The sequence below is a fragment of the Microcystis panniformis FACHB-1757 genome (genome assembly GCF_001264245.1).
In the GTDB taxonomy this organism is placed as follows: domain Bacteria; phylum Cyanobacteriota; class Cyanobacteriia; order Cyanobacteriales; family Microcystaceae; genus Microcystis; species Microcystis panniformis.
In genome coordinates this window covers 656,766-683,102 of record NZ_CP011339.1, presented here as the reverse complement: position 1 = coordinate 683,102, position 26,337 = coordinate 656,766, and the positions used below count along the sequence as shown (strand labels likewise).

Here is a 26,337-nt window from a genome sequence, read left to right as displayed (position 1 = left end):
TTGCTATCTTTCAACCTAAATTTAACCAATAAAATAAGGACGCTGCCAATTGCGTCCTCAAGGTATCTGGAAAAGGCTTTTTTCCTAGACTTTCCGAGAGTAGTATTCCACTACTAACAGTTCATTAATCGAGAGGGCAATCCATTCTCTTTCCACAACGCCATTCACTTTGCCCACAAGGGTGTTTTTGTCAAATTCCAAATGACTCGGCAGATTGGCTAAACCGGGGTATTCCATATTTCTTTTGACGAGATCCTGGGAACGCTCTTGATTTCTAACTCCAATCACATCACCCGGACGGCACTGATAACTGGCAATATCCACAACTCTACCGTTAACGGTGACGTGACCATGATTGACTAATTGTCGCGCCCCCGGAATTGTCCCGGCCATACCGAGACGGAAAACGGTATTATCCAGACGCATTTCTAGGAGTTGCAGCAGCACTTGACCGGTGGAACCAGTAGCCCGGCGAGCTTTGCGGACATAGCGAACTAATTGTTTCTCGCTGACACCGTAGTTAAAACGCAGTTTTTGTTTTTCTTCTAGACGAATGGCATATTCTGAACGTTTTTTGCGGGCCTGGCCATGTTGCCCCGGTGCATAGGCACGACGGGCATTTTTACGGGTTAACCCTGGTAATTCCCCTAAACGACGCACAACGCGCAAGCGCGGTCCTCTATAACGAGACATACAGACAGTCTGCTCCTATTTAAATTTATCCCAAAACTATTATCGTAGCACAAATTAAGTAATTTATTTGGGGTGTGGGAAGTGGGGTAGTGGGAAAGTGGGGAGGTGGGGTGTAGGGTGTAGGGTGTAGGGTGTGGGGTGTGGGGAGTTTTCTCAGTGAACTGATAACTGATAACTGATAACTGATAACCGCCTCCTGACGGCAGCTGATGTATTTTTTTCATCGGAAATTTTGGGTCTGAAACCCCGCCGTTCTAGGTTGGCTTTACGTTAGAATTAAAAAGCCAGTCTCGAAAACCAAGTGGACGGCGCAGCACCTTGAAAACTCGGCTTAGGGGGTTCCGACCAGAAAAGCTTGGCCGGGTAAAAAGTCGCGCGCAACAAGTACAAGAAGCTATAGGCGGTCAACGTACCGTGGGACACAGGGAATCGGGCTTCTGAAATGGGGCGAAAGTCTGTGGACTCTGTGTAAGACAGTACATGGTTTTTTAACTGTGGTATGCGACGGTGGTGGAAGCAGAAACTTAAATCGTGAGGTTTAGGAATCGCCGCCCTAAAAGTGCGGCGAGGATGTCAATAAAGATGAGGCTAATCTCTGCCATCTTAGGGCATACTGTGAGTGTAACGAAGCACTATATTATTCAGGTTGCTTTCCCACTCCTTCCCTAGCTGAATCTCTATATTGGAGAAGCCATAGTCATGATCGAAATGAAAGTCGCTGGAATTGCCCTAGACGCTATCACTCGCAGTCCCATTGTACTACTCAAGGATGGTTCCGAGCGTCGCGCCCTACCTATCTACATCGGACAAGATCAGGCTAAGGCCATTATCACCGTCCTCGAACAACAAAAACCCCCTCGTCCCCTCACCCACGATTTGATCGCTAATATTTTTAAAGTTTGGGACATGGATTTAGAAAAGATTATCATCCATTCTCTCCAAGATAATACCTTTTATGCTGTTCTCTGTCTCCAGCGCGGCGAAGTCAAAAAAGAAATCGATTGTCGTCCCAGTGATGCGATCGCCATTGCTCTGCGTACCAACAGTCCTGTCTGGGTAATGGAAGAAGTGATCGCTTCCGCTTCTATTCCTGTCGATCGTGACGCGGATGAGCAGGAACGTCAAGCTTTTCGCAATTTCGTCTCCAATCTTAGCCCCTCAGACCTGATCCAACGTCACGGTGATTTTAGTGATCAGTGAACATTCAGGAGACAGGATTCAGGAGACGGTCGACGGTCGACAGGAGATTATTTTTATTTATTCTCCCCACTTCCCCATCACCCCATCACCCCATCACCCCCACACCCCATCCCCCAATACCTTCTAACTAACAACTGGTAACTGATAACTGATAACTGATAACTGAATCAATGCGTTATCGACGATTTGGCCGTACTAATTGGCAATTTTCGCTGTTTTCCCTGGGGACAATGCGCTGTTTGTCCTCAGAGTCGGTGTTTACTGCAACAGTCGATCGCGCCCTAGAATTGGGGATTAATCACCTAGAAACGGCCAGAGGTTACGGTAATAGCGAAGTTTTTCTCGGTCGCTACCTGCAGCGTCAAGGGGTGCGGGAGCGGGTTTATCTGACCACGAAATTGGTCCCCACTCCCGATCGCCAAACTATGGAAAAAGCGATCGCCGAATCCCTAGAACGATTACAATTAAATTACCTCGATTGTCTAGCAATTCACGGTATTAACACCCGCGAGCATTTAAACTGGATTAAAGACCCGCAAGGCTGCATGAAAGCCGTTTTTCTGGCCCAAGAAGCTGGAAAAATTGGTCATATTGGCTTTTCTACCCATGCACCCCTAGAAATTATTCTCGAGACGATCAATACAGATTTCTTCGCTTTTGTCAATATCCATTACTATTTTTTTTGGCAAAGACAGCAACCGGCGATCGCTTTAGCCCAAGCAAAGGACATGGGTGTGTTTATTATTTCCCCTGCTGATAAGGGAGGTGGTCTCCACAGACCTCCCAAGAAGCTAGAGGAATTATGCGCTCCTTTTTCACCCCTAGAGCTAAATTATCGCTTTTTATTGAGCGATCCGCGCATTACTACCCTCAGCGTCGGGGCAGCGATACCGGAGGAATTAGAGGCAATTATTAACGTATGCGAAGGAGATCAGCCCCTAGATGCGGCAGAAATTGCCGTTTTTAAGCGTTTAGAGGCACATTTAACCGATAAATTGGCTACAGATTTATGTAGCCAATGTTATCAATGTTTACCCTGTCCCGAAAATATTAATATCCCCGAAGTGTTGAGACTGCGGAATCTGGCAGTAGCTTACGAAATGACCGATTTTGGTCAGTATCGCTATCGAATGCTGGAAAATGCCGGTCATTGGTTCCCCGGACGCAAGGCCAATAATTGTACTGAATGCGGTGATTGTTTACCTCGCTGCCCGGAAAAATTGCCCATTCCCCGACTGCTATTTGATACACACGAACTACTTAAGGGACCGGCGCAACGGAGATTGTGGTCATCTTAGGACGAAACCCGAAAAAATTTTTTTTGGGGATCGTCAAAGTGTAAAAACTATCTTAAGATTAACAGGTAAGAGAATTAACTTTCTTGAATTTAAAGAGACAAAAAACAAGAAATAGATTAAGGAGTAAAGGATATGGCACTCGTCCCCATGCGGTTATTGTTGGATCACGCGGCTGAGAACGGATATGGCATCCCCGCTTTTAACGTAAATAATATGGAGCAGATCCAAGCGATCATGCAAGCGGCGGCAGCCACCGATAGCCCCGTTATCCTGCAAGCTTCTCGCGGTGCGCGCAAATATGCAGGGGAAAACTTCCTGCGTCACCTGATCACCGCCGCGGTGGAAACCTATCCTCATATCCCCATCGTGATGCACCAAGATCACGGTAACGAACCCGCCACCTGCTACTCGGCGATCCGTAACGGTTTCACCAGTGTCATGATGGATGGTTCCTTAGAAGCGGATGCTAAAACTCCCGCCACCTACGAGTACAACGTTAACGTTACTGCTGAAGTAGTAAAAGTTGCTCACTCGATCGGTGCTAGTGTGGAAGGGGAACTCGGTTGTTTAGGTTCCCTAGAAACTGGTAAAGGAGAAGCGGAAGACGGCCACGGTTTTGAGGGAGAATTAGATCACTCGATGCTGTTAACCGATCCCGATGAAGCGGTGGATTTCGTCGAAAGAACTCAAGTAGATGCTTTAGCAGTAGCCATTGGTACTAGCCACGGCGCTTACAAATTTACCCGCAAACCCACCGGCGAAATTCTCGCTATTAGCCGTATTGAAGAAATTCATAACCGCTTACCCAATACTCACTTGGTTATGCACGGTTCTTCCTCGGTTCCTGAAGATCTCCTCGAATTAATCAACCAATTCGGTGGCGCTATCCCTGAAACCTACGGTGTTCCCGTGGAAGAAATCCAAAAAGGCATCAAGAGTGGTGTGCGTAAAATCAATATCGACACCGACTGCCGTTTAGCAATTACCGCCGCAGTTCGGGAAGCACTATTCAGCAACCCGAAAGAGTTTGATCCCCGTTTCTTCCTGAAACCCTCGATCACCTATATGCAGAAAGTTTGTGCCGATCGCTATCAACAATTTGGTACCGCCGGTAACGCCAGCAAAATCAAACAAATGTCCCTCGATGACTACGCAGCCAAATATGCTAAAGGGCAATTAACCCAAGTCAGCAAAAAAGTTGTGGCTGTCTAGTAGCTGAACAATTAAGCGATCGCTTAATGGCACCGATCTAGTAGAATTTTTTGGGGTAGTTAACCATAACTACCCTCTTTTTTATGGGAATGCCTTCAAGGGAAAGAGTTGTCAGATAAGAATCGATGGCTCTCTTGGGTTTGGTGGGTAAAATGTATTCTAAGATACAGTTCCGCCAGCGAGTGAGTGGGGTGCATCTCACATTTGCGGGAATACCGACAATCAGCAATTATCAGTGACTCTTAGATGATTACAAATATATACTTTGCACGGCTACAACTTGCATTTTTTACTCAAGGACAATAATATAGTTTAAGAGTCATAATTAGAAGCAAAGCACTCATTAAAAACATGATTAACCTAGAATTCACGGAAGAAGAAAAGAACTCACTGTATTATGAAAGATTTCATCATCCCCATCCCCGGGTTCAACTGAAGATGGAAGTTCTCTGGTTAAAAAGCCAAAAGATACCGCACCAAAAAATTTGTCAGTTAGCAGGAATCTCGCCAAATACCTTATTAACCTATCTTCGCGATTATCAAGAAGGCGGAATAGAAAAATTAAAAGAAATCAACTTCTATCGCCCTAAAAGTGAATTAGAGTTTCAAAAAGAAACCCTCAAAAAATACTTCGAGAAAAATCCAGCAGCCACAATAAATGAAGCTGTATATAGGATAGAAGAATTGACGGGAATAAAACGAAGTCCTACCCAAGTGAGAAAATTTTTAAAATCAATGGGAATGAAATGTTTAAAAGTAGGTTCTCTTCCTTCTAAAGCTGACCCAGATGAACAAGAGGACTACAAAGAAAAAAAGCTAGAACCCAGACTAAATGAGGCAAAAGAAGGAAAAAGGGCTGTTTTTTTTGTTGATGCCGCTCACTTCGTCATGGGAGCATTTCTCGGTTTTGTTTGGTGTTTTGAGAGACTTTTTGTTAAGTCACCGAGCGGGCGTAAACGCTTCAATGTTTTAGGAGCATTAAATGCAATAACTCATGAAGTTATTCTGGTTACGAATGACACTTATATTACGGCAACTCAAGTCTGTGAACTCCGGTCAAAAATAGCTGCTTTAGGACTAATGATTCCCATCACTCTAGTCTTAGATAATGCCCGCTATCAAAAATGTAAAATTATTGAAGAATTGGCTCTTTCTTTGTCAATAGAGCTGCTCTATCTGCCGTCTTATTCACCTAATCTAAATTTAATTGAAAGGCTGTGGAAATTGGTCAAAAAGAAATGTTTATATGGTAAATATTATGAGAACTTTTCTGACTTTTCTTCAGCTATTTATGAATGTCTGAATGATGCCCATCTGAAACATAAAAAAGAACTGGATTCCTTGCTGACTCTACGATTTCAGAAGTTTAATAAATCTCAGATTATGAACGTCTAAAGTATATCAGCAGCTGCGTGTAAGCATCCCACCGAAAAGCTCATGCGCTCCGGGGTTTGGGTAGGGTTGATTCATGAATCAACCCTACCCAAACGGGTGGTTTGGGGGATAGAACCCCCCAAAAGCTGGGATTGAGCGATAAAACCGAAAGTAATGCCCGATCTTAGCCAAGAGTTTCCCCGTAAAAATCCCAATTGGTAGATTTACAAAAATGAGATGCACCCAGCGAGTGGAACGAACCACAAAGACACAAAGGACACAAAGATTGATCGCTCCTATATAAGTTAAACTGATCACACAAAGAATGGCTCTTCTGGTTTCTGTGTGGAAACGAGGTCTATACTGATAGAATATCCGCAAAATAGCCCTAAAAGTCTTGCCCAATAAGCATTTCACGACTCCATAAGCAAAAATTATCACACAAAGTCGAGAAGAGCCAAAGAATAAGAGAGCCAATCGATTTCAGAGAAAAGACTATACTGAAAATAATCAGCAGATCAGCACTTGATTTATAAGAGAAGCAAGATGAGAAAAAAATCTTTGTGGGTGGGATTATTAGTGGGATTTTGGTTTTGTCTGACTTGGATGGCATGGACACCCACAGCAGCCGCCTTTAGCGAAGAACAAAAATTATTACTACAATCTTGGCGATTAGTCAACCAATCTTATTATGATGACACATTTAATCATCAAAACTGGTGGCAGGTGCGGGAACAATTCATCAAAAAACCCCTCAACGATCGGACGGCGGCCTATAATGCGATCGAACAGATGTTAGCCACCCTCGATGAACCCTTTACCCGTCTCCTGCGACCGGATCAATACCATAACCTACAAATTAGCACCACGGGGGAATTATCGGGGGTAGGACTGCAAATTAATATCAATCCCGATAATGGTTACTTAGAAGTAGTTGCCCCCCTTGCCGGTTCTCCTGCTGAGGCCGCTGGTTTAACTAGCCACGATCGCATTTTGTTTATTGATGGTATCGATACCACTACTTTAACCCTCGATGCGGCGGCGGCCAAAATGCGCGGGACCGCCGGAACAGAAGTTTCCTTAGTCATTCTTCCCTATCAAAAAAGTCAACCAAAAACCCTATCTTTAACCCGTCAACGCATTTCTTTAAGTCCAGTGGTAGCGGTTTTAGATAAAAATTCTAGTTCCTTGCCCATCGGTTATGTGCGCTTAAATCAATTTAGTGCTAACGCTGCCAAAGAAGTCTCGGAAGCTGTGACGAACCTACAAAAACAAGGAGCCAAGGGTTATATTTTAGATTTAAGAAATAACCCCGGTGGTTTACTGCAAGCGGGCATAGAAATCGCTCGGATGTGGATTAATCAGGGAACGATCGTTTATACGGTTAATCGCGAGGGAATTGCCGATAGTTTTGCCGCTTCTGGTAATGCTTTAACCGACTCGCCTTTAGTCGTTTTAGTCAATCAGGGAACCGCCAGTGCCAGCGAGATTTTAGCTGGAGCATTACAGGACAATCAACGGGGAGTTTTAGTGGGAGAAAAGACTTTCGGTAAGGGATTAATTCAGTCCCTATTCGAGTTACCCGATGGGGCAGGATTAGCGATTACCGTCGCCAAATATGAAACTCCCGCCCACCATGATATTCATAAGTTAGGAATTATCCCCGATCAAGTGGTGGCACAGGAACCGATCACCTATGAGGAAATCGGCACCGAAAAAGATAGTCAATACCAAACGGCGATTCAGTTTTTAAACCAGAACACCGTTTTAGCCAAAGCTTCCTAAAGTGGGGTTTTCAGTTATCAGTTACCAGTTATCAGTTACCAGTTATCAGATGCGAGTTTTCAGGATTCTTCGTTACTTGGTATAGTTCGATCGGGGGGCATAAATCGACTAAATCCTTATCTGGCAAGAGACTTAATTGATTAGTTCGCTCTAGACAAAAACAATTGACAAAAATCGCCAAATGCCTTTTTACATAAGGGTTCCATCCCTTATAAACCCCGTCCATTGCATAACACAAACCGAAGAGCCATTTAGGGGTTTAGGGGTTTAGGGAAATTTCAGCCAAATGCTCTACTTCCCCATTTCCCCATTTCCCCATTTCCCCATTTCCCCATTTCCCCATTTCCCCATTTCCCCATTTCCCCACACCCCACTTCCCCACACCCGACGGCATAGGTCGAACAAATTAGCCATTTTTTCCATCAATATCTAAATTAAGATGAAAACCTGTTTGATTTGGAGAGAATGCTAACATCGATTAGAATTTTCCCAGTCCGGGTTTTTCAACCTTGCAACCTTAACTCATCCTTGATCTTAACGCCATGCAGAGATATATTCGATCGCCCCTAGCCCTAACCCTGAGTATCAGCGTCTTAGCTAATTTTTTAACCGCTTGTAATAATGCCCAAACCCCGAATAACAACGCCTCTAGTCCCACCACCACTGCCCCGGTGATGAGGGCTTAAAATTAGGAGCATTACTGCCCATTACTGGAGATTTAGCCGCTATTGGTCAAAATATGCCCGAAGCAGCCGCCCTAGCGGTGGAGACTATCAATGCCTGTGGTGGAGTCAATGGCAAACCCGTCACCCTCGTGAAAGAAGATGACCAAACCGATCCCGCTGCTGGTGCTTCAGCGATGACGAAACTAGCGGAGGTGGATAAAGTAGCCGGTGTGATCGGTTCCTTTGCCAGTAGCGTCTCAGGAGCAGCCGTCGATGTGGCGGTGAGAAAGAAAGTTATGTTAGTCTCTCCGGGTAGCACCAGTCCTGTATTTACTGACAGGGCGAAAAAAGGCGATTTTCAAGGTTTTTGGGCGCGGACGGCTCCCCCAGACACCTACCAAGCTCAAGCTTTAGCGGTCCTAGCTAAGAAAAAGGGTTTTCAAAATGTGGCCACCGTCGTGATCAATAACGATTATGGAGTCGGATTTGAACGGGAATTCGTGAGCGCTTTCGATAAATTAGGCGGCACTATCACTAATAAGCAAAATCCTGTCCGTTATGACCCGAAAGCTGCCACTCTCGATAGTGAAGCGGCGGCTGCCTTCGCTAACCAACCGGATGCTGTAGCGGCAGTCCTTTACGCTGAAACGGGTAGTTTATTACTACAAGCGGCCTATAAACAGGGGTTGACCAAAGGAGTTACTGTCCTCCTCACCGATGGGGTTTATTCGGAAGATTTCACCAAACAGGTGGGGAAAGGAACCGATGGTAAGTCAATTATTGCCGGCGCCCTAGGTACAGTCCCTGGGGCCGACGGTCAAGCTTTAAGCGCTTTTACTACTCTCTGGAAGGAAAAAACTGGCAAGGATGTCACCGCTTTTGTTCCCCATACTTGGGACGCGGCGGTTTTATTGATGTTAGCAGCTGAGGCGGCTAAATCTAACACTGGTGAAGGGATTCAAAGCAAGATTCGTGAGGTGGCTAATGGTCCGGGGACGGAAGTAACCGATGCTTGTCAAGCCATGGAAATGATTCGCAAAGGCGAGGATATTAACTATCAGGGGGCCAGTGGCAATGTGGATATCGATGAAAATGGCGATGTGGTCGGTAGTTACGATGTCTGGACTGTTAAGGATGACGGCACTCTCAAGGTTATCGATAAGGTGACACCCAATCAGTAATTAGGGTATGCTGAAAAAGTTTTTCAGCATACCCTCAGTAAGGCTCTGAGGGGAATGTTTCTAGCTCCCACCAAATCAGCATCAAGTTTACCCTTCCCTACCGCTCAACGAGTCTGGGTAGGGAATCTCTGGGATATTCGTGGAAATAATCTTGATTAAAGTCTCTGGTCTTGATTTTGGGGATAACTGGGGAATAGATCTCTGGGGAAATCCTCGGCACTTAAACAGGTTTGTAAAGCTTGGGAGGGATTATTTTTGTCCACACCACGACTGACAGCGATAACGCACTCGGAAAAGCGACCGGGTAATAAACTTTGACGACAGGAATCTAAAATCTGTTTAGAAATCCCTAATTTATCGGGTTCCTTGGCTGTTTCCGTTTGTTTGAGGGAATTAGTGGCAAATAAGGGGGCAGCGCGATGGATATCGACCACACAATTACCTAGGTCGATGGGACGACGCACTTGAAAACAAGCTTGCAGAGCCAGATTACCATCGATCGGGGTTTTGGATTTAATCATCGCCACACAGCGGGATAATTCTTTAGGAATTAATGCTTCTGAACAAGCGGTGGCGGCATCTTGGGGACTGACTCCCGTGCCGACAATCTGACTGATACAGGCACTAAATTGATTATTGTTGCCAAATGCGATCGCTGTTCGGTTCATTTCTACTAAGCCAAGGGAAATAGTAGCGATCGCGCTCCAACTAGCAATTTTTTTAATATGGTTTTTCATCGTTCGCTCACACCGAGGATTTTAAGGCTAACTGGCCTTGATTTTAACAGATTCACGGGCAATGGGGGAATGGGGAGATGGGGAGATGGGGAGATGGGGAGATGGGGAGATGGGGTAGGGTTGATTCATGAATCAACCCTACCTTGAATCAACCCTAGGGAGATGGGGGGATAGGGAATGGGGAAATTCAACTAATACCCCAAAACCCTAACACCCAACCCCCAAAACCAAAGAGCCAAAATTAGTATTCTGGTACAGAAGAATCGACTTCGCGACTCCAGGCGCTGATGCCACCTTTGACGTTAATTCCTTCGATACCTGCCTCTTTGAGGATAGCGAGGGCTTTAGCGGAACGTCCCCCCATCTTACAATGGGCGATAAGACGATAACCGTTGACTAATTCCTTAATTTTGGGAATTGCCGCACCATTTTCGATATCGGGTAGGGGAATTAATACCGAGTTGGGGATATTAGCGATTTGGTACTCGTTGGGATTACGCACATCGATGAGAATGTAATCATTGGCATTGCTGTCAAGTAGTTCCTTTAACTCTACTACGGTAATTTCTGTCATTTTTTGCTGTTCTGCTGCTTCTTGTGCTTTTGCTTGCGGAATACCGCAGAATTGTTCGTAATCAATTAATTTTTCAATGACGGGACGGATGGGATTCGGACGCAATTTTAACTCGCGGAATTTCATTTCCCAAGCATTGTAGAGCAGTAAACGACCACTGAGGGTATCCGGAGCGCCAAGGATAATTTTAATGGCTTCTGTGGCTTGAATTGTGCCGATTACTCCGGGTAAAACCCCTAAAACGCCGCCTTCCGCACAGGAGGGAACCATCCCCGGTGGTGGCGGTTCGGGATAGAGATCGCGGTAGTTGGGACCGCCTTGGTAGTTAAAAACGGTTGCCTGTCCTTCAAAGCGGAAAATTGAGCCATAGACGTTGGGTTTGTCGAGAAGAACACAAGCATCATTAGTCAGATAACGGGTGGGGAAATTATCCGTCCCGTCGATGATTACATCATAGGGGGCTAAAATGTCAAGGGCATTTTCGGAACTTATGCGGGTTTCGTACAAATCCACCTGACAATAGGGGTTAATTTCTAGAATTCTGTCCTTAGCGGAAACAATTTTCGGTTTACCTACCCAGGAAGTGCCGTGAATAATTTGACGTTGCAGATTGGAACTATCGACGATATCGAAGTCAACAATACCGATTCTACCGATGCCAGCCGCCGCTAGATAGAGTAAAAGCGGGGAACCGAGTCCCCCGGTGCCGATGCAGAGAACACTGGCGGCTTTTAGTTTTTTTTGACCTTCTAAGCCCACTTCGGGCAGAATAATGTGTCGAGAGTAGCGTTGAACCTCCTCTTTGGAAAGTTCGATCGCCGCGAGATTAGGATTTAGCATAGATTGGGTAAATAGTGAAACCTGACTCGATTCGGGCAAGAATTTCGTCTCAGCACGGTTTAGAGACAAAAATCAGGAAGACTCGATCGCTTCCTGGATTTTCAATTCTTTCTATGCCTATGATAGTGTGAGGGTCTGGCTCCCTGTTGTTAATATTAGTTAACTTTCCCCTGCTACTTGGGCGCGGTATTCACTAGCGGAGAGGGTATCAGCCAAGGCAGTATCGGGATTTTCTACCCGCACTTTTAATAACCAACCCTCCCCGTGGGGATCATCGGCAATTAATTCGGGGGAGTCAATCATCGCTTGATTGCGATCAACTACGGTCCCCGAGACGGGAGGATAAAGATCTTCTACCGCTTTTACCGATTCGATCGTGCCGAAACTACTACCTACTTCTAGCGCTTCTCCCAATTCGGGCAATTCTAGAAACACGATATCACCCAATTGATCGACGGCAAAAGCACTAATTCCCAAGGTAGCGATTTCACCTTCGAGTCTGACGTATTCGTGGGTTTCTAGGTATCTCAAATCCTCGGGATATTCCAGTTCCATCGTCTGTCTCTAAATATTTACAGCATCAGTTAGTTTACTAGATCTCTTGGGGAAAATGTTCATCGGCTAGGGCTGTTTTATTGCCGATCGCTACCTAGACAAAATTAATTACACCGATCGAACCCTGATTAAACAGCTAGAATTGGTCTAGGTTGATCGGGGAACACCGGAACACTGGAACAATAACCGGTTTAAATACCTCCTAGCCTACTTAAGTAGGGAGGCACAATTATTTGTAGGATGGGTTAGCGGTAGCGTAACCCATGCGGGCGTTGGGTTTCATGCTTCAACCCAACCTACGTTCATCTTATATTTAATTCCACCCACCCACTTATGTTAAATCCCATCTTAGAGCCTCGTGGTGGCGAACATCAAACCATAAGAGCCTTTTTTGAGCCAAAAACCATCGCTGTGGTGGGATTTAATCGCCAAAATCCCCAACTTGATCGCACTCTTTTACATAATCTCCATCATAATCCCGGTCAGCACCGCCTTTATCTAGTTAATCCTCACCCCGAAAACTGGCTCGATCTTCCCACCTATAGCAGTTTAGAGGATATCCAGGCGGCGATCGATCTGGTAATTATCACCGCCCCCGCTCCCGAAATTCCCGCTATTATCGCCCAATCTGTCGAAAAACAGGTTAAATGCGCCCTGATTCTCTCCACGGGTTTTCGGGAAACTGGACAGACAGGGGAAAATTTACTTAGGGAAATTAAAGCGATCGCTGGTCAAAAATTACGCATAATCGGTCCCCATAGCTCAGGAATCTGCAATATAAGCCAAAATCTTAACGCCACCTTTTCCCCCATCCTGCCGAAAACCGGTTCAATTGCCCTGATTAGTCAAAGTGGGGCGATCGCTGCTGCCGTGCTTGATTGGAGTTTAAGCGAAAATGTCGGTTTTAGTCACTTTATCTCCCTCGGAGTCCTTTTAGATGTGGATTGGGGCGAATTACTCTATTATTTAGGAGACGATCCCCAAACCAAAAGCATCGTTATCTACTTGGAATCCCTGAATAATGCCCGCTCTTTTCTGTCCTCAGCCCGAGAAGTTGCCCTAAATAAACCAATTATCGCCATTAGTCGCCACAGTACCGACTTTGACCCCACTTCTCTTTCCCATGCTGGCAAATTAACCAGCGATCAGCTAACTCTCTCCGCTGCCTTTGCTCGCTGTGGCATCGTGGAAGTACAAAGACTGGCCGATCTCTTGAATATCACGCAAGTTTTAGCGAAAATTCCCCGATTTCCCCGGGGAAAACGCTTGACAATCATCAGCAATGGTTTTGCTCCCGCTCTTTTAGCGGCCTCGGCTTTACTGGCGGAAGATGGACAACTGGCAACCCTTACCCCCGCAACGATCGGAAAACTAGCGCCTCTTGTTCCCACGGATATCGTCCCCCAAAATCCCATCGATCTGCGTCGCGGCAGCGATCCCGATAGCTACGCTCGCGCCCTAGAGATCGCTTTAGCGGATGCACATACCGACGCGGTGTTGATGATTCTCTCGCCTCGCTTTAACACCGATCTGCGAGAAATTGCCTTTAGAATCGCTTCAATCGCTCAAAATAGCAAAAAACCCATTTTAGCAAGTTTGATGGGGGGAGATGGCATTGCAGAGGGAGTAGCGTTATTAAATCAGCAGGGTATCCCCACCTATCGCTATCCCGATTCGGCCGCCAGGGTGTTTAATTTGCTCTGGAAATATGAAGAGAATCTGCGCGGTCTTTATCAAACGCCAATTTTAACCAATTCTCAGGAAAATGGCTCCGATCGAGTTTTAGTGAGCCAGATTATCGAGCAAGCAGGGGATAGAACAATTCTCAGTGAGCCAGAGTCTTTAGATATACTGAAAGCTTATGGAATCCCTGTTATTGTCACTAAAATTGCCGAAAGTGCCGCAGAAGCAGTTAATCTCGCTGAATCTCTCGGTTATCCCGTGGTGATGAAACTGTATTCGAGGACGATTATCCATAAAAGTGCGGTGGGTGGGGTACAATTGCCGCTTTTTTCCCCTAGGGCAGTGGTACAAGCATATCAGGCGATCGAAGCTAATATTAGCGCACAAGTGGGTGGGGAGCATTTTCTCGGAGTGATTATTCAACCGATGTTAGAAATCGATCGAGGATATGAGTTAATTATCGGCTCTAATTACGATGATCAGTGCGGACCGGTGATAATTTTTGGTACTGGTGGCCGTTTAGTCGATATTTTTCAAGATTACGCCACCGCTCTACCTCCTTTAAATACTAATCTCGCTCGCCGACTTTTAGAAAAAACCAAGATTTATCGGGCTTTTCAGGGACTAAATGGGATTAAATCGCTTAATTTAGCGAATTTAGAGCAAATAATCGTTAAATTTAGTCACCTGGTCAGTGAACAACCTCGCATTAAAACTATCGATATTAATCCCTTTTTTGCCGATTCAGAGCAATTAATCGCCCTTTCCGCTTCTATCCTTCTTCATCCTCCAACTACACCCCCAGAAAAGTTATCTCATCCGGCGATTCGTCCCTATCCCGAACATTATATAGAACCTTGGACGACGAAAAGAGGCTTAAAAGTGCTAATTCGTCCAATTCAGGCAGCAGATGAGCCTTTAGTGCGACAATTTCACCATTATCTCTCGGAAGAAACCATTTATTATCGTTATTTTCATCTTGTCAATCTCGATCGCCAAACCGCTTATGATCGTCTTACGCGCATTTGTTTTATCGATTATGATCGAGTAATGAGCTTAGTGGTAGAGATTAATAAAGATCAGACGGAAGAGCCAGAAATTATCGCTATAGGACGCTTAAATAAACTGCATGGCGTTAATGTGGCGGAATTTGACCTATTAGTTAGGGATGACTATCAAGGTCAAGGAATTGGTACAGAATTACTACGTCGCTTGGTTACTATTGGCAAAAAGGAAGGATTAGAGGGAATTGAAGGGGAAATTTTAAGGGATAACCGTGCTATGCAGATGATAGCCGCCAAAGTAGGGTTTTCTCTCTATAAAACTGCCGATTTTGTCAAAGCGGAACTTGAATTATGAAGCCTTTTTGACAAGCTGATCACTAATTCTCTGGCTGAATTGTTTGGGCTAATCCTTGCTCTAAAGTAAAGGGAGGTTGCCAATTCAGGGTTTTTTGAATATAGCTAGAGTCAACGGCAAGAGAACCAAGCAAGCGATCGATATTATAGCTGTTAAAAGGGAGATTTTTCCCTGTTATAGATTCTACCCTATCACCCAGATAACCTAAGAATCTAAGTAAGGTAGTGGGGACGGGTAGCAATTGACAGGGTTGTTGAATTCGTTGAGCAATAAGTCGAATTAATTGGGGAGTCGAAACAGCTTGGTTATCGCTAATTAAAAAGATTTGATTAGCGGCATTAGGATGATCTAAACAGGTAATAATGGCAGCAACTAAGTTACCCACAAAGACAAAACTACGACGATTTTTGATCGCACCAAAAGGTAAAGGTAATCCCCGTTTAATTAGTTTCATCAAGCGCTCCATATTAGCACGATTGCCTAGTCCGTAAACTAGAGTAGGACGAAGGATCGTCCAAGTCATGTCACTATCTTTTGCTAGTTCAATTAAAGCTTGTTCTGCTTGCAGTTTACTACGACCATAGGGACTATCAGGGTGACAGGGAGAATTTTCGTTAAGAATATTATCACTTTCGGCAGCCATAGCATGAATAGAACTGACAAAAATAAAGTGCTTAACTCCCGCTTTTAGCGACTGCTTCACTAGGTTAATAGTCCCCTTAGTGTTAACTTTTATAAATGCTGCTTCTGGATTGGATATAGTCTCATGAAGGATATGAGCGCGTCCTGCTAGATGAATAACGGTATCAATGCCTAGCAATGCTTCTTGCCAATCGGTCGTATCATCAATTTCACCCACCTGAATGGCCTTAATTGACAGGGATGCAGGAAACTCAAATTTCTGGCGAATTGCAGCTGTTATCTGGCAGTTATGTTGATGTAAAATTGGCAGTAAGTGGCTGGCAATAAAGCCGGTAGAACCTGTAACTAAAACGTTTTTCATTATTAATTATTCAATTAAGTTTAGTAAAGTTTCCAACCATGTTTATTGAAAAAATACACAGCCGATTGAGCAAAAACTATTGCCAGTTTAGTAGAGTTGTGCGCTCCTCTTGCCCAATGATGATAAATATTTACATGGGGGTAAAGTATGGTTTTGTATTTTTTAGACATTCTAAGGGTCAAATCATAATCTTCAAAATACATGAACATATTTTTATCAAAATAGCCAATATCATCTAAATATTTTCTGTTAAATAGCATAAAACAACCACTAATAATCGGTACTTCCATTATCTGGTTATAGCTAATATCTCGCATTTCATACCAGTCCAATCTCTTTTTGAAAAGAAATTGCATTTTTTTAGGAATAAAACGTCTAATAAATAAGGTTAAAACTGTGGGTTGACGCTTACAAAGGTATTGGATGTCCCCATTAGGGTAAGATATTTTTGGAGTAATCAATCCCACATCTTGATGTTTATCGAGGTAGTGAATAAGTTCAGTTATCACATTATTATCAAAATAAACATCTGGATTAATAACTAAATGATAATCATAATTTTTAGCCCTAGTAATAGCTAGGTTATGTCCTTGACCAAAACCAGTATTGTTACCATTATTGAAGTAATAATCTATATCGTATTCCTGAAAATTATCAAAGATTTTTTTGAATTCATCAGTAGGAGAATTATCTACTACAGATAAATTAATTTCTATGGGTGTGCTGAACAGAGATTTAATTGCTTGAATAACTATCTCTGGGTCATTTTTGTAAAGGACAAGGGAGGCAGTAAGTTGCATAAGTATCTAAAGCTATCTTTTACTAAAAAGAGTATCCAAACAATTCTATATCTTCCTTGAGATGTTCACTAATAATATTTTTAGTTTCTTCGTTATAATAACTCCTGTAGTCTCGCTGACGTTGAGGATTTTGATTGACGGTTGCTAGTTTTACTTTTGGTAACTTAAGCAATTCTAGTATTCTCTCATAGTCTTTTTGTCAAGTTTCAAATATAGTTAAAACATTCCCAGTCATTTAAGATAATTTTTCTCAGAGATTTCTCCAAAGACGACAACGCTACTTTGGGATTACGGATAAAAAGAGAGTTGTATTTGCAGGAAATTAACATTTTATTCTCGCCTCCAGTTGATTTTTTAGTGACCGTCGTAGAACTAGATTTTTTTTGCTATAATAACCTTCTGATCTTCAATTACATTGCGCGTCGAGTTTACTAGACGTATTTCAGCGTGAAAACCACAACTTTCTAACCGTTTAGTTATATCCAATCCGTAATTTCTGAAGGCAAGAACTCTTCCCTGTCCACGAATTTGATCGCCATGATACTCCGGCTCAAGTTGATGTATGATAGTCCCATCAGGCTGTAAGAAACATCTTTCAACTGTCTTCGGTTTATCTGATAAAGGCACGGTAAAGATAAAGTATCCATCTTTTTTTAGGACTCTGTAAATTTCAGAAAAACCCTTGCTGTCATCAGGAACATGCTCAAAAACTTCGGTGGAAGTCACTAAATCAAAAGATTCGTCGTTGAGAAAAAGATTTTGAACGTCTTGACAGACAACAGAGTTCTTCATCAATCCTAGAGGTACATCATCAAAGTATTCAGAAAAGTATAAATTTTTAAATTTACCCTTTAAGAATTTATACAAAGCTCCGCGAGAAGACAACTCGTAAACAGAGGTACTGGTTGAAAAGTTTAGAGATTCAATTGTCAAACCAACTGCTCTATGAATTTTAGTAGATCTACAGTTTAAACAACGAGTACCAAAATATCCTGGATGTATCCGCACCACCACAGAACCGCATAAATTACAAATCCCAATCATCTAAATAGAGCCTCCTTTTATTTTTATATATGGTTATAGTTCATAATTTTTAATTAGCATCAATTAATTTTTTGTACTCCTGATAGTAATTGTAACACATACTTTCCAAAGAAAAAAGTTTTTCTGCTTTTAACTTAGCCCGAGAAACTTTGTCTTTAATTTCATCTAACATAAGTATTTTGTTGTTCAAGTCATCTATATCATCAAGTTTGAAAAATGTCACTTCATTGTCGTCAAACATCTCTCGAAATGTCGGAATATCAGAACAGATAATTGGAATTCCTAAACTGGCAGCTTCAACTAATGCAATACCAAATCCCTCTGAACGAGATGGAAAAATAAAGACATCACTTTCTAGGATAATTTCCCAGGGATTGTCTACAAATCCCAAAAAATAACACCTTTGTCCTACATCCAACTTGCTGGCTAAGAATTGTAAATTTTGAATATATTGAATATTAGAACCACCTATTAATGTTAGATGATATTGCTCATTTAACGCAAGAACTTTTAAAATTTGATCTATCCCTTTTCTAGCTCCTAAATTTGAGAGAGTTGAAATATTAGTCATATTTGATGATTTAATAGTTTGAACGCTATTAACTGAAATTCGAGGTACTCCATTATAAATTAGCTCTCCATCTTTTAACCCTATTTTTCTATAGTAGTTTTGTTGTACTCCAACTGTAAAAACCAGTCGATCAAATTTGCTTGAAACAAAATTCCATAGAGCATTATAAATCACTGATAAAGGCATTCCATATGAATACATTAGTTCTTCATGACGAAAACCATGAACTGTTGTAATTTTTTTTCCTCGAATTCTAGCCATATTTAGCCAGGTATAGCAATCTGGTTTCATTCCATGAGAATGGATAACATCAAATTCATTTAATTCATCATCAAACTTGACCAAAGATATCTTCTTTGTTGGAACCTCAACATTAAACTTGAAATTTCTTGATTTCGCATCTTTAAAGTAAAAAATTTTTACAAAACAATCTTTTAAGAGATTTTGAGCCAAAAGAAATGGAATTCTTGTCAGTCCACTATCTTCTAGACTGGGAACGATAAAAGCTACTTTCATATGAATAATAATTTACATTTTATACTTCTATTTGTTGACAATTATAGACTTTCGGTACTTTATGATGCTTAACCATCTACTATTGATAAGCTAAACCGAAGAACCAAAATTCTTAACAAAGGTAGTAATACGCAACTTCCTCTTTAAATACCTAATTAATACAACGCCAAGAGATATTAGTCTATCTATTGGTGATTGTTCTAAAACCTCGCTTCTCGCTCTAAACTCCTCCTTCAAGGCTAATTTTACATCTGAGGAGCGACCCCCCAGTAAATATTCAGCAGTGGCATAATCAAATTGTTTGGGTTTTGATACTTGAGTGAATCTGAGCCAGAGATGGTAATCCATAGCACATTTATAATCATTGTCAAACCCATTTACTTCTTCCATCAAAGCTCGTTCAGAAAAAACAGTTGGATGGGGAATTGTATTTACTATGTGAAGTAGTTTTTGACTAAATTTAGGGGGACAGAAACAACCCACTATAGTATCATCTGTGTGACTTCTCAATAGTTGATTACCAAAACACCATCGCCAGCCTTCTGAATTATAAGATGAAACCACTGACGACAGGGTTGTGTCAGCAGCAAATTTATCCCCTGCATGTAAGTGATTAATTAGAATTCCTGTCGCCAAACTTATCCCTTTATTCATAGCGTCAGAAATTCCTGCGTCTGGTTCGCTTACCCAATAATCAATTACTTCTTCATACTTGCGTATAATATCAACTGTACCGTCCGTGGAACCTCCGTCTATGATGATATATTCCACGTTATCATAAGTCTGGCTAATGATACTCTGAATTGTCTGCTCTAAGTGCTTTTCTCCATTAAAAACTACCGTTATAATAGTAACCAAAGGAACTGTAAATTTTTCCGATAACTCACTTGTCTCCCCGTAGGAGTGCTTGAAATATCCCTTTGTTCTTAATCCTCCTTCTCCCTTGCGTTCTAGATTTGCTGGAGATAATATTGGATATTGTAGGGGATCAGAAGTGAGCTTGCGAGTCGTGGAAAAGTTATGATTGAGATTAATTATTTTCATTGTTTTTTAGGGGCGAGTAATCTTTAAGCAATCATCCAGAAAGAACCGGGTAATCGATCTTTATTAAGTACCTAGGCAAAATTATTTACACATGACGATCATTGCCCCGTAAGGGTTTTAGCTCGATCGGGCAGGTAATTAATTTTGCATGACTACTTATAAGCATTGATATTCTCAAGAAACACAGAATTCTTATAATAAGATACCATAGATAAGGATGCCAACACTTCAAACTTTTTATTGAACTGTAGAAAAGTCTCTAAAAAGTATTGCTCGTTCCAGTATCGTGATTCTTTCAGATTCCATTCGATGGGATAATCATAGGGAAAAAATATATCGTGAATATGAACTAAGACTCCTGTTTGTAAACGGGGATAAACTTGAAGAAATTCAAACTCTACATCACTACCAGACTTAAATACATGACTAGAATCAACGAACAGAATATCATTGGTTTGCAGGGATTCAAAAACAGACAAATCTACGGCTTCTACTTTCTGGTTAAGCAAACTAAATTCTAGAAAATATTTACTAACATTAGCAAAGTCTTTTAAAAAATCTTGAGGATAAGGCTCGATCGAGATCAGTTGTGATTTTTGGGAATTTTCTATAAAATTCATTCTCAAAGCTGCGGCGATAATTTTAGTGCTACCACCCGAGCCAATTTCAATTACCCGAGACGGCTTTTTTTCTCTGACCATAGCATAGAGGACTTCTGCATCACCACTAATGAGACCAGAACTATCTTCGGAATAACCAAATGCTGAAAAAATTTCTTTATTGTTAAATTCTAAAGCATATTTTTCTAGTAAATATTTAACCAGTTCAGTTTGCTTGTCTAGATGCCATTCAATTGAGCTAAGAGGCCTTTCTTTGCCCGCGTATGTCATAATTTCCTGACGGTTGGGTATGGGCTGATAAAAATGGTCAGTAATTAGGGTGTAGCCAATATTTCTTAAGAGGGGATTGAATATTTGTCTGGCTAGAGCAAATTTAATATTTTTTCTACCCTGTTCGGTTTGCATACGGTTAAGTAATTTTTTCAACATTGTCAACCTTTACACTACTAATATTTACTGTCATGTTTTTTCGTCAAAGCCAACTGGGAACTGGCATCCTTGATCAAACTATTACTAGCTGGTTGTTTCCTATTAAATCTTGACAAAATACTGATGCGGCAGCCTGTCACCCATAATGGGCAATTTAATTAACCAACCAGTTCAAGACCGGATTCAATGGGTATATTGGGTACATCTTACCCGATGATCAACTTCTTGTAAAGAAAAATTTTAACCAGCTAACACCAGAAAGCGAACAAGAGTTTTCTAAGGTTATTGGTTGTCTATGCTTGATGCTCCTATCCTATTAGCTTTCTGGAGAGTTATTGTACTTTGGCCGGTCAACATCTAGATTTATTCTGGCAAATCTCCAAAACGCTCTCGATAGCGTTGAAGCAATGCTTCCAAATCCTCAGCCCGCATTTTTTCCTGTTGGGCCCGCATTCTTTCCTGTTCGGCCCGCATTCTTTCCTGTTGGGCCCGCATTCTTTCCTGTTCAGCCCGCATTCTCTCTTGTTCAGCCCGCATTCTCTCTTGTTCAGTTAGCTCTGACTCCGTGGGCAGTAAATCGCCGGCAAAAGTCGCCCAACGCAGCCAAACTGCCTCGACTCCCTTATACTCCCCTTGCCAGCGTACCAAGGACAAACCCAGCCTTTGACTGAAAAATCTTTCTCCCATCTCTAGAGATAATGGCTCGTAGTTGCCGTCTCTAAGGATAAAACCCGCCCAGTCTTCAGGATTAAAGGGATCGTACCAGAAATATTCTGGCACTCGCAAACGGTCTTGATAGATTGCTTTCTTTTCAGTTTTATCCTGTGGAGCGGTACTTTCGGAAAGGAGTTCGATAACCACATCGGGAGCTTTCCCCTCTTGCCAAACCACCCAACTTTTTCTTTCCGCTTTGGGAACCCCCAGGACGGCAAAGAAATCGGGACCGCGAAATTCCTCGTTTTTTAACTGTGCGGCGCTGAAATAAACGAACATATTGCCGCCTACATAGCCATCTTCCCTAGCAGCTAACCAGGGCAACAAGGTATCTATGAGTATATCCATCTGGAGTTTATGTCGTTGGGTTTCCATGGGAACGCCGTCATCGCAGGGCAATTCATCTTGGGTGGGCAGTGAAAGTCGAGAAGGGGCAATAGTTGAAGTCATCGGAGTCACGCTGGTGATCAGACTTAAGGAGCTTTTTCCTCTAGCATTGGGGAAAATATCTAGGGGCTAGAATTGAGATGGGGCAAAACATCACGGCAATTATAGCCTAAATGTATTATTGCTCATTCTTCTCTTCTGAATGGAAATATAAGTGGACTCTATCTGATGTCCAAGTTGGAACCCCTGTTCCAAAGAAATCTTGATCTTCCGTCCAAATCGGGCAGTTAAAAAGAAGGGCGGTTGCTAAAATCGGCCAGTCATCAAGATCTCTTTGTTTTATGCGTTTTATGGCCTCTGATTGATGTTGACTATAGAGCGAAGCTGGCACAACCTCTACAATGTTCGACACGCGGCCGAATCCTTCTCTAACAAGTGCCAGATCAAGTCCTTTGGAAGCCGCTATTTTGGGAATGTATTCTTGTGCATCATCAAGACAGACATCGGGAGTTAGAAAACAAGCGTTGTCGCCGACAGATTGCATCAACCTCGCCACCTTCACCCCAAATACACTTCTTATGATGATATTAGCGTCGAGAACGACGAATTTGAGTCTCACTTGTCCAAATCCTTTCTCTGATTTGTTCTGTCAGCTTCACGCATCTGACGAAACTCACGAACAATATCGTCTTCGGAAATTCCCTTTTGACTTAACAGATACTCAAATTGAGCGGCCACCGCTTGTAAGGCAGCGATATCTGCGCTTTTACTCCCCTGTTTAACCGGGAAATAGAACCCAACAGTATGACCGTGACGTAGTACCTCAACGGGAGTCTCACCGTATATGTATTTAGGGAGTTCGCTCCGAAATTCTCGCACCCCAATTTTCTCAATGTCATGCTTATCCATAGTCTCTCTCGTTGTGTTCATACTGTGTACACAGTGTAGCACTATTTGAGAAGGGATATCAACAAATAAATTTGCTCATGTTTTACCATAGAGTAGTCACCCAACTTTTTCTTTCCGCTTTGGGAACTCCCAGGACAGCAAAAAAATCAGGACCGCGAAATTCCTCGGTTTTTAACTGTGCGGCGCTGAAATAAACGAACATATTGCCGCCTACATAGCCATCTTCCCTAGCAGCTAACCAGGGCAACAAGGTATCTATGAGTATATCCATCTGGAGTTTATGTCGTTGGGTTTCCATGGGAACGCCGTCATCGCAGGGCAATTCATCTTGGGTGGGCAGTGAAAGTCGAGAAGGGGCAATAGTTGAAGTCATGGTAGCTACGCTGGTGACTAGACTTATGGGGATTTTTCCTCTAGCACTAGGGAAAATATCTAGCCGCTAGAATTCAGACAGGGGCAAAATATTATGGTCATTATAGCCTAAATGTATTATTGCTCTTGCTCAAGATATCACTGTATAACTCTAAATATTTTTCTGCCTGTAACTCTAAAGTAAATTCTTGCTCCACTTTTTGCCTTGCCTGAATACACAATTTGTTATACCTTTCTCTATCTTCTAATACCCAATTAATTCCGCTTGCCAAGTCCTCCACCTCGAAGGGTTTGGCCAGATAACCATTCTCTTGATGTTCGATCATATCAGGCATTCCACCAATTTTAAAGGCCACAGAGGGAGTGGCACAGGCGAGAGCTTCCATGACTGTATTGGGAAGATTATCCTCAATTGAGGGAGCAACAAAAATATCGGCGGCGGCATAGACTAAAGCTAGGGAAATATCATCATTTAATCTGCCTAAATAATGGGTTTTCAGTCCAAAATCAGGCGGATTAATCGGTTCAGAGGCACCGAAGACCACTAACTCTAATTTATGCTGCCATATTTCCCCCTGACTAAGTTTTTTTATAGCAGGTAGCAGCAGATGAAACCCTTTTCGGTTATCGCTTGTTGCCGTCATAGCACCGAAGAGAATAAGCTGTTTATCTTGGGGTAATCCTAAGAGATGGCGAGCAGTGTTTTTCTCGATTGGTTTATACTTTTGAATATCTAAGCCATTGGCAATTACTTCTATCCGTAAATCCTGAAATAGAGAACTATTTCTAGCGCAATCTGCTAACCATTGACTGGGGGTAACAATAGTCAGATTGAGATTTTTCCAAGCTTTGGCTTTTCGCCACCAAACCCAACGAGAAATATCCCCATCTTGCTGACTTTTTAGTTGAGGACAATGACCACAGGATTGGGTATAGCGATCACATTCTCCACTATAATGACAACCACCCGTAAAAGGCCACATATCGTGAGCCGTCCAAACAAGAGGTTGCTTAAATTTGGCTAGGGTTTCAATTTGTAAAAACCCGGCATTAATCCAGTGTAAGTTAATAATATCTGGACTAATTTGGGCTACTCTAGAAACAAGGCGATCGGGAAGCCATTGGATAGAATAAGGTGTTCTCTCTCTTTGAGAATATAATGACAAGGGCAAGTGATCAACAGTAGGTATTAGCTTTGTCCATCCCTTCATTAATTTACTTGCTGGCGATAAAACAGTATAGTCATCAGTCGTTTTATCATTAACTAGCATAGTCGCTGCTACACTGATCCGATGTAACCCTTTATGCAGACGATGAGCGGCTATAAAAGCCCCTCCTTGACTATCAGAATTACTTAGTAAACATACTTTCATAATTTAAATAACATCTTTTCTATTTACATAGTTTTCCTTATTCTAAGAGCGGTATTTATCAAAGTCAATAAAGTTAATGTTACGGATATCAAGACTTTAATTTTCAACTAATACGGCGGTTACTCTATCCATCTGGCACAGACAAATCCTTATTGGATAAGCCTTTCGGCGTGAAAAATGTACCAGAACAAACATGAATCCGCCGTAACACTCTGAAACTTTTAGTTTAAAAAAAGCCAAGGATCGTTGAATTACAGAGGAAATTCCCAGTCAGATAAAACTTCTGCTAGAATATGATCGAGTTTATCCACTGTATCTGGATGTAACTTTTCTAGATATTGACCAGTTTTACCAGAACGCTGATGTTTCATAACCTCTATCTTTTGAACTGGGTTAGCTTTTGTCGTTAATCGAGCAATTTCTTCTTGAGAAGGATTTAATTCTAAAAATTCGGCAATTCTCTCAATAAATTCTGGGGTTTGAGCCGTGAAAAAGTCATATTTTAAATAAATAGAGTTTTGAGCAGTATCTCGAAGATGCTTGTATTTGTCGTACAAAGGTACTGCCCAAGTCTTCGATTCTTCCAGAACATATTGATCTATCCCCTGTTCTTGTAGTCTTTTCCTTCTTTCAAGAAACTCCTTCCTACTAATATCGTTCAGAGGTTCAGGATGGGTAAAAGCAAAGGAAAAATAAGCAGAGATAAGCACGTCTCTTGGATCTCTGAGAAAGAAAATATTTTTAAACTTATCTCTACCGGGAAAATCCAAAGGAACTCTTTGCGGCCCATATATTTTACCATGAAGAGAATAAAGGTCGCTGTAGGATTTTTCTAGGAAATTTTGGAGACAATCGATGTGAGGAGTGCCTAAATTAAATTTATTTCCCAAATGCCAGATGGCTCCAGCATAGTCCACCAATTCATAATCAGAATTTTTCAAGATTACACTAAATAATTGAGGCACAAAACTCGAAGCGCATTTATGAGTGGTGTAAAAGATAGCCGATTTGGGGTTTTCCGTATTTTTATAAACACTGATAATTTTTTTCTGCAATGTGACACTGTGAATTTTTGTCACAATTTTATGAGATAATTTGCTCAATAACATTACGAATAGCTCAAAAGCGTATATGATTTACAGATATAATAACACATAATTTATACTTTTGGAATGCCTATTGTAGGAAAATCCAAGTATAATTCAGATGATATTCCTGGACTTCCCCCGTATAAACATACTAGCTATGGCTAAAAGTCTTACAGAGCCTGAGTTCAAGCAATACAATACCAATGAACTACTGGACACAAAATCCTGAAGTTCTTACGCAGATAGGGTTTGAGGCAAAAATTTTCAAATTTGACCTTTAGACCATTATAGCTTGTTTTGGGGCAGAAAAC

General features: G+C 42.1%; 25 protein-coding genes and 2 pseudogenes. 7 read left to right on the top strand and 20 right to left on the bottom strand.

Annotated features, from left to right (window positions below):
- Positions 1–84: 84 nt before the first annotated feature.
- Together rpsD and VL20_RS27070 are read right to left on the bottom strand one after the other, a co-directional pair.
- Positions 85–693: a 30S ribosomal protein S4 gene (gene rpsD, locus VL20_RS03355; RefSeq protein ID WP_002737433.1), complete on the bottom strand. Its 609-nt coding sequence runs from the start codon at positions 691–693 to the stop codon at positions 85–87.
- Positions 648–917, bottom strand: a complete 270-nt coding sequence (locus VL20_RS27070; protein ID WP_072926087.1) for a hypothetical protein — start codon at positions 915–917, stop codon at positions 648–650. The genes rpsD and VL20_RS27070 overlap by 46 nt, the downstream gene beginning before the upstream one ends.
- A gap of 475 nt (positions 918–1,392) precedes the next feature.
- Here VL20_RS27070 and VL20_RS03350 point away from each other — a divergent pair, with 475 nt between their 5' ends.
- The 4 genes from VL20_RS03350 (at position 1,393) to VL20_RS03335 (ending at position 5,798) form a co-directional block, all read left to right on the top strand.
- On the top strand, positions 1,393–1,893 hold the full coding sequence (locus tag VL20_RS03350) for a bifunctional nuclease family protein (RefSeq protein ID WP_052275610.1): 501 nt from the start codon (positions 1,393–1,395) through the stop codon (positions 1,891–1,893).
- A 170-nt stretch (positions 1,894–2,063) separates the two neighbouring features.
- Positions 2,064–3,191, top strand: coding sequence for an aldo/keto reductase (locus tag VL20_RS03345; protein WP_052275609.1), 1,128 nt, complete (start codon positions 2,064–2,066; stop codon positions 3,189–3,191).
- A gap of 132 nt (positions 3,192–3,323) precedes the next feature.
- Positions 3,324–4,403 (top strand): class II fructose-bisphosphate aldolase, encoded by a 1,080-nt coding sequence (gene fba / locus VL20_RS03340; RefSeq protein WP_002744497.1) that lies wholly within the window; start codon positions 3,324–3,326, stop codon positions 4,401–4,403.
- Between the two features lie 351 nt (positions 4,404–4,754).
- Positions 4,755–5,798, top strand: a complete 1,044-nt coding sequence (locus tag VL20_RS03335; protein ID WP_128575128.1) for an IS630 family transposase — start codon at positions 4,755–4,757, stop codon at positions 5,796–5,798.
- Between the two features lie 84 nt (positions 5,799–5,882).
- On the opposite strand, the gene VL20_RS32190 is transcribed toward VL20_RS03335, so the two are convergent.
- Complete coding sequence (locus VL20_RS32190) at positions 5,883–6,095, bottom strand: hypothetical protein (RefSeq protein ID WP_249264847.1); 213 nt, start codon at positions 6,093–6,095, stop codon at positions 5,883–5,885.
- Between the two features lie 228 nt (positions 6,096–6,323).
- Between VL20_RS32190 and ctpA the strand changes: the two genes are divergently transcribed.
- Positions 6,324–7,562 carry a carboxyl-terminal processing protease CtpA gene (gene ctpA, locus VL20_RS03330; RefSeq protein ID WP_002787753.1) on the top strand — a complete coding sequence of 413 codons (1,239 nt, stop codon included), beginning with the start codon at positions 6,324–6,326 and terminating at the stop codon, positions 7,560–7,562.
- A 291-nt stretch (positions 7,563–7,853) separates the two neighbouring features.
- On the opposite strand, the gene VL20_RS32185 is transcribed toward ctpA, so the two are convergent.
- Positions 7,854–7,976 (bottom strand): hypothetical protein, encoded by a 123-nt coding sequence (locus VL20_RS32185; RefSeq protein ID WP_284525989.1) that lies wholly within the window; start codon positions 7,974–7,976, stop codon positions 7,854–7,856.
- A 128-nt stretch (positions 7,977–8,104) separates the two neighbouring features.
- Here VL20_RS32185 and VL20_RS03325 point away from each other — a divergent pair.
- A pseudogene (locus tag VL20_RS03325) lies at positions 8,105–9,408 on the top strand (ABC transporter substrate-binding protein).
- Positions 9,409–9,563: 155 nt separating this feature from the next.
- Here VL20_RS03325 and VL20_RS03320 read toward each other — a convergent pair.
- The 3 genes from VL20_RS03320 to gcvH all read right to left on the bottom strand — a co-directional run bounded on the left by VL20_RS03320 (position 9,564) and on the right by gcvH (position 12,114).
- A complete protein-coding gene (locus VL20_RS03320) occupies positions 9,564–10,145 on the bottom strand; it encodes a hypothetical protein (protein WP_052275608.1) in 582 nt (193 codons plus the stop codon).
- 241 nt (positions 10,146–10,386) lie between these two features.
- Entirely contained in the window at positions 10,387–11,559 is a 1,173-nt protein-coding gene (gene moeB, locus VL20_RS03315; protein WP_052275607.1) for a molybdopterin-synthase adenylyltransferase MoeB, read from the bottom strand.
- Positions 11,560–11,718: 159 nt separating this feature from the next.
- A complete protein-coding gene (gene gcvH, locus VL20_RS03310) occupies positions 11,719–12,114 on the bottom strand; it encodes a glycine cleavage system protein GcvH (RefSeq protein ID WP_002737085.1) in 396 nt (131 codons plus the stop codon).
- Between the two features lie 333 nt (positions 12,115–12,447).
- On the opposite strand from gcvH, the gene VL20_RS03305 reads away from it, so the two are divergent.
- Positions 12,448–15,156, top strand: a complete 2,709-nt coding sequence (locus VL20_RS03305; protein ID WP_052275606.1) for a bifunctional acetate--CoA ligase family protein/GNAT family N-acetyltransferase — start codon at positions 12,448–12,450, stop codon at positions 15,154–15,156.
- Positions 15,157–15,178: 22 nt separating this feature from the next.
- Here the strand turns inward: VL20_RS03305 and VL20_RS03300 are convergent, their stop codons facing one another.
- From VL20_RS03300 to VL20_RS03245, 13 genes and pseudogenes are all read right to left on the bottom strand, one after another.
- Positions 15,179–16,159, bottom strand: coding sequence for an NAD-dependent epimerase/dehydratase family protein (locus tag VL20_RS03300; RefSeq protein WP_052275605.1), 981 nt, complete (start codon positions 16,157–16,159; stop codon positions 15,179–15,181).
- A gap of 20 nt (positions 16,160–16,179) precedes the next feature.
- Entirely contained in the window at positions 16,180–16,959 is a 780-nt protein-coding gene (locus VL20_RS03295; RefSeq protein ID WP_052275604.1) for a glycosyltransferase, read from the bottom strand.
- Between the two features lie 22 nt (positions 16,960–16,981).
- Positions 16,982–17,131, bottom strand: coding sequence for a hypothetical protein (locus VL20_RS32180; RefSeq protein WP_249264849.1), 150 nt, complete (start codon positions 17,129–17,131; stop codon positions 16,982–16,984).
- 200 nt (positions 17,132–17,331) lie between these two features.
- Complete coding sequence (locus VL20_RS03290) at positions 17,332–18,003, bottom strand: class I SAM-dependent methyltransferase (protein WP_052275603.1); 672 nt, start codon at positions 18,001–18,003, stop codon at positions 17,332–17,334.
- Positions 18,004–18,052: 49 nt separating this feature from the next.
- On the bottom strand, positions 18,053–19,090 hold the full coding sequence (locus VL20_RS03285) for a glycosyltransferase family 4 protein (protein ID WP_052275602.1): 1,038 nt from the start codon (positions 19,088–19,090) through the stop codon (positions 18,053–18,055).
- Between the two features lie 90 nt (positions 19,091–19,180).
- A complete protein-coding gene (locus VL20_RS03280) occupies positions 19,181–20,134 on the bottom strand; it encodes a glycosyltransferase family 2 protein (protein WP_052275601.1) in 954 nt (317 codons plus the stop codon).
- Positions 20,135–20,286: 152 nt separating this feature from the next.
- Positions 20,287–21,183 (bottom strand): class I SAM-dependent methyltransferase, encoded by an 897-nt coding sequence (locus VL20_RS03275; protein WP_052275600.1) that lies wholly within the window; start codon positions 21,181–21,183, stop codon positions 20,287–20,289.
- A 363-nt stretch (positions 21,184–21,546) separates the two neighbouring features.
- A complete protein-coding gene (locus VL20_RS03270; RefSeq protein WP_052275599.1) occupies positions 21,547–22,347 on the bottom strand; it encodes a Uma2 family endonuclease in 801 nt (266 codons plus the stop codon).
- Positions 22,348–22,462: 115 nt separating this feature from the next.
- Positions 22,463–22,828 carry a PIN domain-containing protein gene (locus tag VL20_RS03265; protein WP_238707180.1) on the bottom strand — a complete coding sequence of 122 codons (366 nt, stop codon included), beginning with the start codon at positions 22,826–22,828 and terminating at the stop codon, positions 22,463–22,465.
- Between the two features lie 71 nt (positions 22,829–22,899).
- On the bottom strand, positions 22,900–23,193 hold the full coding sequence (locus tag VL20_RS03260; protein ID WP_052275597.1) for a hypothetical protein: 294 nt from the start codon (positions 23,191–23,193) through the stop codon (positions 22,900–22,902).
- Between the two features lie 97 nt (positions 23,194–23,290).
- Positions 23,291–23,566: pseudogene (locus VL20_RS03255) on the bottom strand (Uma2 family endonuclease); the annotation flags it as partial.
- Positions 23,567–23,666: 100 nt separating this feature from the next.
- Positions 23,667–24,938, bottom strand: a complete 1,272-nt coding sequence (locus tag VL20_RS03250; protein WP_052275596.1) for a glycosyltransferase family 4 protein — start codon at positions 24,936–24,938, stop codon at positions 23,667–23,669.
- 251 nt (positions 24,939–25,189) lie between these two features.
- Positions 25,190–26,017, bottom strand: a complete 828-nt coding sequence (locus VL20_RS03245) for a sulfotransferase domain-containing protein (protein WP_249264853.1) — start codon at positions 26,015–26,017, stop codon at positions 25,190–25,192.
- Positions 26,018–26,337 lie beyond the last annotated feature (320 nt).

What these genes read in the sequence shown, in the direction of transcription:
- rpsD (WP_002737433.1), bottom strand. Translation starts at nt 693, where the DNA reads ATGTCTCGTTATAGAGGACCGCGCTTGCGCGTTGTGCGTCGTTTAGGG.
- VL20_RS27070 (WP_072926087.1), bottom strand. Translation starts at nt 917, where the DNA reads ATGAAAAAAATACATCAGCTGCCGTCAGGAGGCGGTTATCAGTTATCA.
- VL20_RS03350 (WP_052275610.1), top strand. Translation starts at nt 1,393, where the DNA reads ATGATCGAAATGAAAGTCGCTGGAATTGCCCTAGACGCTATCACTCGC.
- VL20_RS03345 (WP_052275609.1), top strand. Translation starts at nt 2,064, where the DNA reads ATGCGTTATCGACGATTTGGCCGTACTAATTGGCAATTTTCGCTGTTT.
- fba (WP_002744497.1), top strand. Translation starts at nt 3,324, where the DNA reads ATGGCACTCGTCCCCATGCGGTTATTGTTGGATCACGCGGCTGAGAAC.
- VL20_RS03335 (WP_128575128.1), top strand. Translation starts at nt 4,755, where the DNA reads ATGATTAACCTAGAATTCACGGAAGAAGAAAAGAACTCACTGTATTAT.
- ctpA (WP_002787753.1), top strand. Translation starts at nt 6,324, where the DNA reads ATGAGAAAAAAATCTTTGTGGGTGGGATTATTAGTGGGATTTTGGTTT.
- VL20_RS32185 (WP_284525989.1), bottom strand. Translation starts at nt 7,976, where the DNA reads ATGGCTAATTTGTTCGACCTATGCCGTCGGGTGTGGGGAAGTGGGGTG.
- VL20_RS03320 (WP_052275608.1), bottom strand. Translation starts at nt 10,145, where the DNA reads ATGAAAAACCATATTAAAAAAATTGCTAGTTGGAGCGCGATCGCTACT.
- moeB (WP_052275607.1), bottom strand. Translation starts at nt 11,559, where the DNA reads ATGCTAAATCCTAATCTCGCGGCGATCGAACTTTCCAAAGAGGAGGTT.
- gcvH (WP_002737085.1), bottom strand. Translation starts at nt 12,114, where the DNA reads ATGGAACTGGAATATCCCGAGGATTTGAGATACCTAGAAACCCACGAA.
- VL20_RS03305 (WP_052275606.1), top strand. Translation starts at nt 12,448, where the DNA reads ATGTTAAATCCCATCTTAGAGCCTCGTGGTGGCGAACATCAAACCATA.
- VL20_RS03300 (WP_052275605.1), bottom strand. Translation starts at nt 16,159, where the DNA reads ATGAAAAACGTTTTAGTTACAGGTTCTACCGGCTTTATTGCCAGCCAC.
- VL20_RS03295 (WP_052275604.1), bottom strand. Translation starts at nt 16,959, where the DNA reads ATGCAACTTACTGCCTCCCTTGTCCTTTACAAAAATGACCCAGAGATA.
- VL20_RS03290 (WP_052275603.1), bottom strand. Translation starts at nt 18,003, where the DNA reads ATGATTGGGATTTGTAATTTATGCGGTTCTGTGGTGGTGCGGATACAT.
- VL20_RS03285 (WP_052275602.1), bottom strand. Translation starts at nt 19,090, where the DNA reads ATGAAAGTAGCTTTTATCGTTCCCAGTCTAGAAGATAGTGGACTGACA.
- VL20_RS03280 (WP_052275601.1), bottom strand. Translation starts at nt 20,134, where the DNA reads ATGAAAATAATTAATCTCAATCATAACTTTTCCACGACTCGCAAGCTC.
- VL20_RS03275 (WP_052275600.1), bottom strand. Translation starts at nt 21,183, where the DNA reads ATGTTGAAAAAATTACTTAACCGTATGCAAACCGAACAGGGTAGAAAA.
- VL20_RS03270 (WP_052275599.1), bottom strand. Translation starts at nt 22,347, where the DNA reads ATGACTTCAACTATTGCCCCTTCTCGACTTTCACTGCCCACCCAAGAT.
- VL20_RS03265 (WP_238707180.1), bottom strand. Translation starts at nt 22,828, where the DNA reads ATGCAATCTGTCGGCGACAACGCTTGTTTTCTAACTCCCGATGTCTGT.
- VL20_RS03260 (WP_052275597.1), bottom strand. Translation starts at nt 23,193, where the DNA reads ATGGATAAGCATGACATTGAGAAAATTGGGGTGCGAGAATTTCGGAGC.
- VL20_RS03250 (WP_052275596.1), bottom strand. Translation starts at nt 24,938, where the DNA reads ATGAAAGTATGTTTACTAAGTAATTCTGATAGTCAAGGAGGGGCTTTT.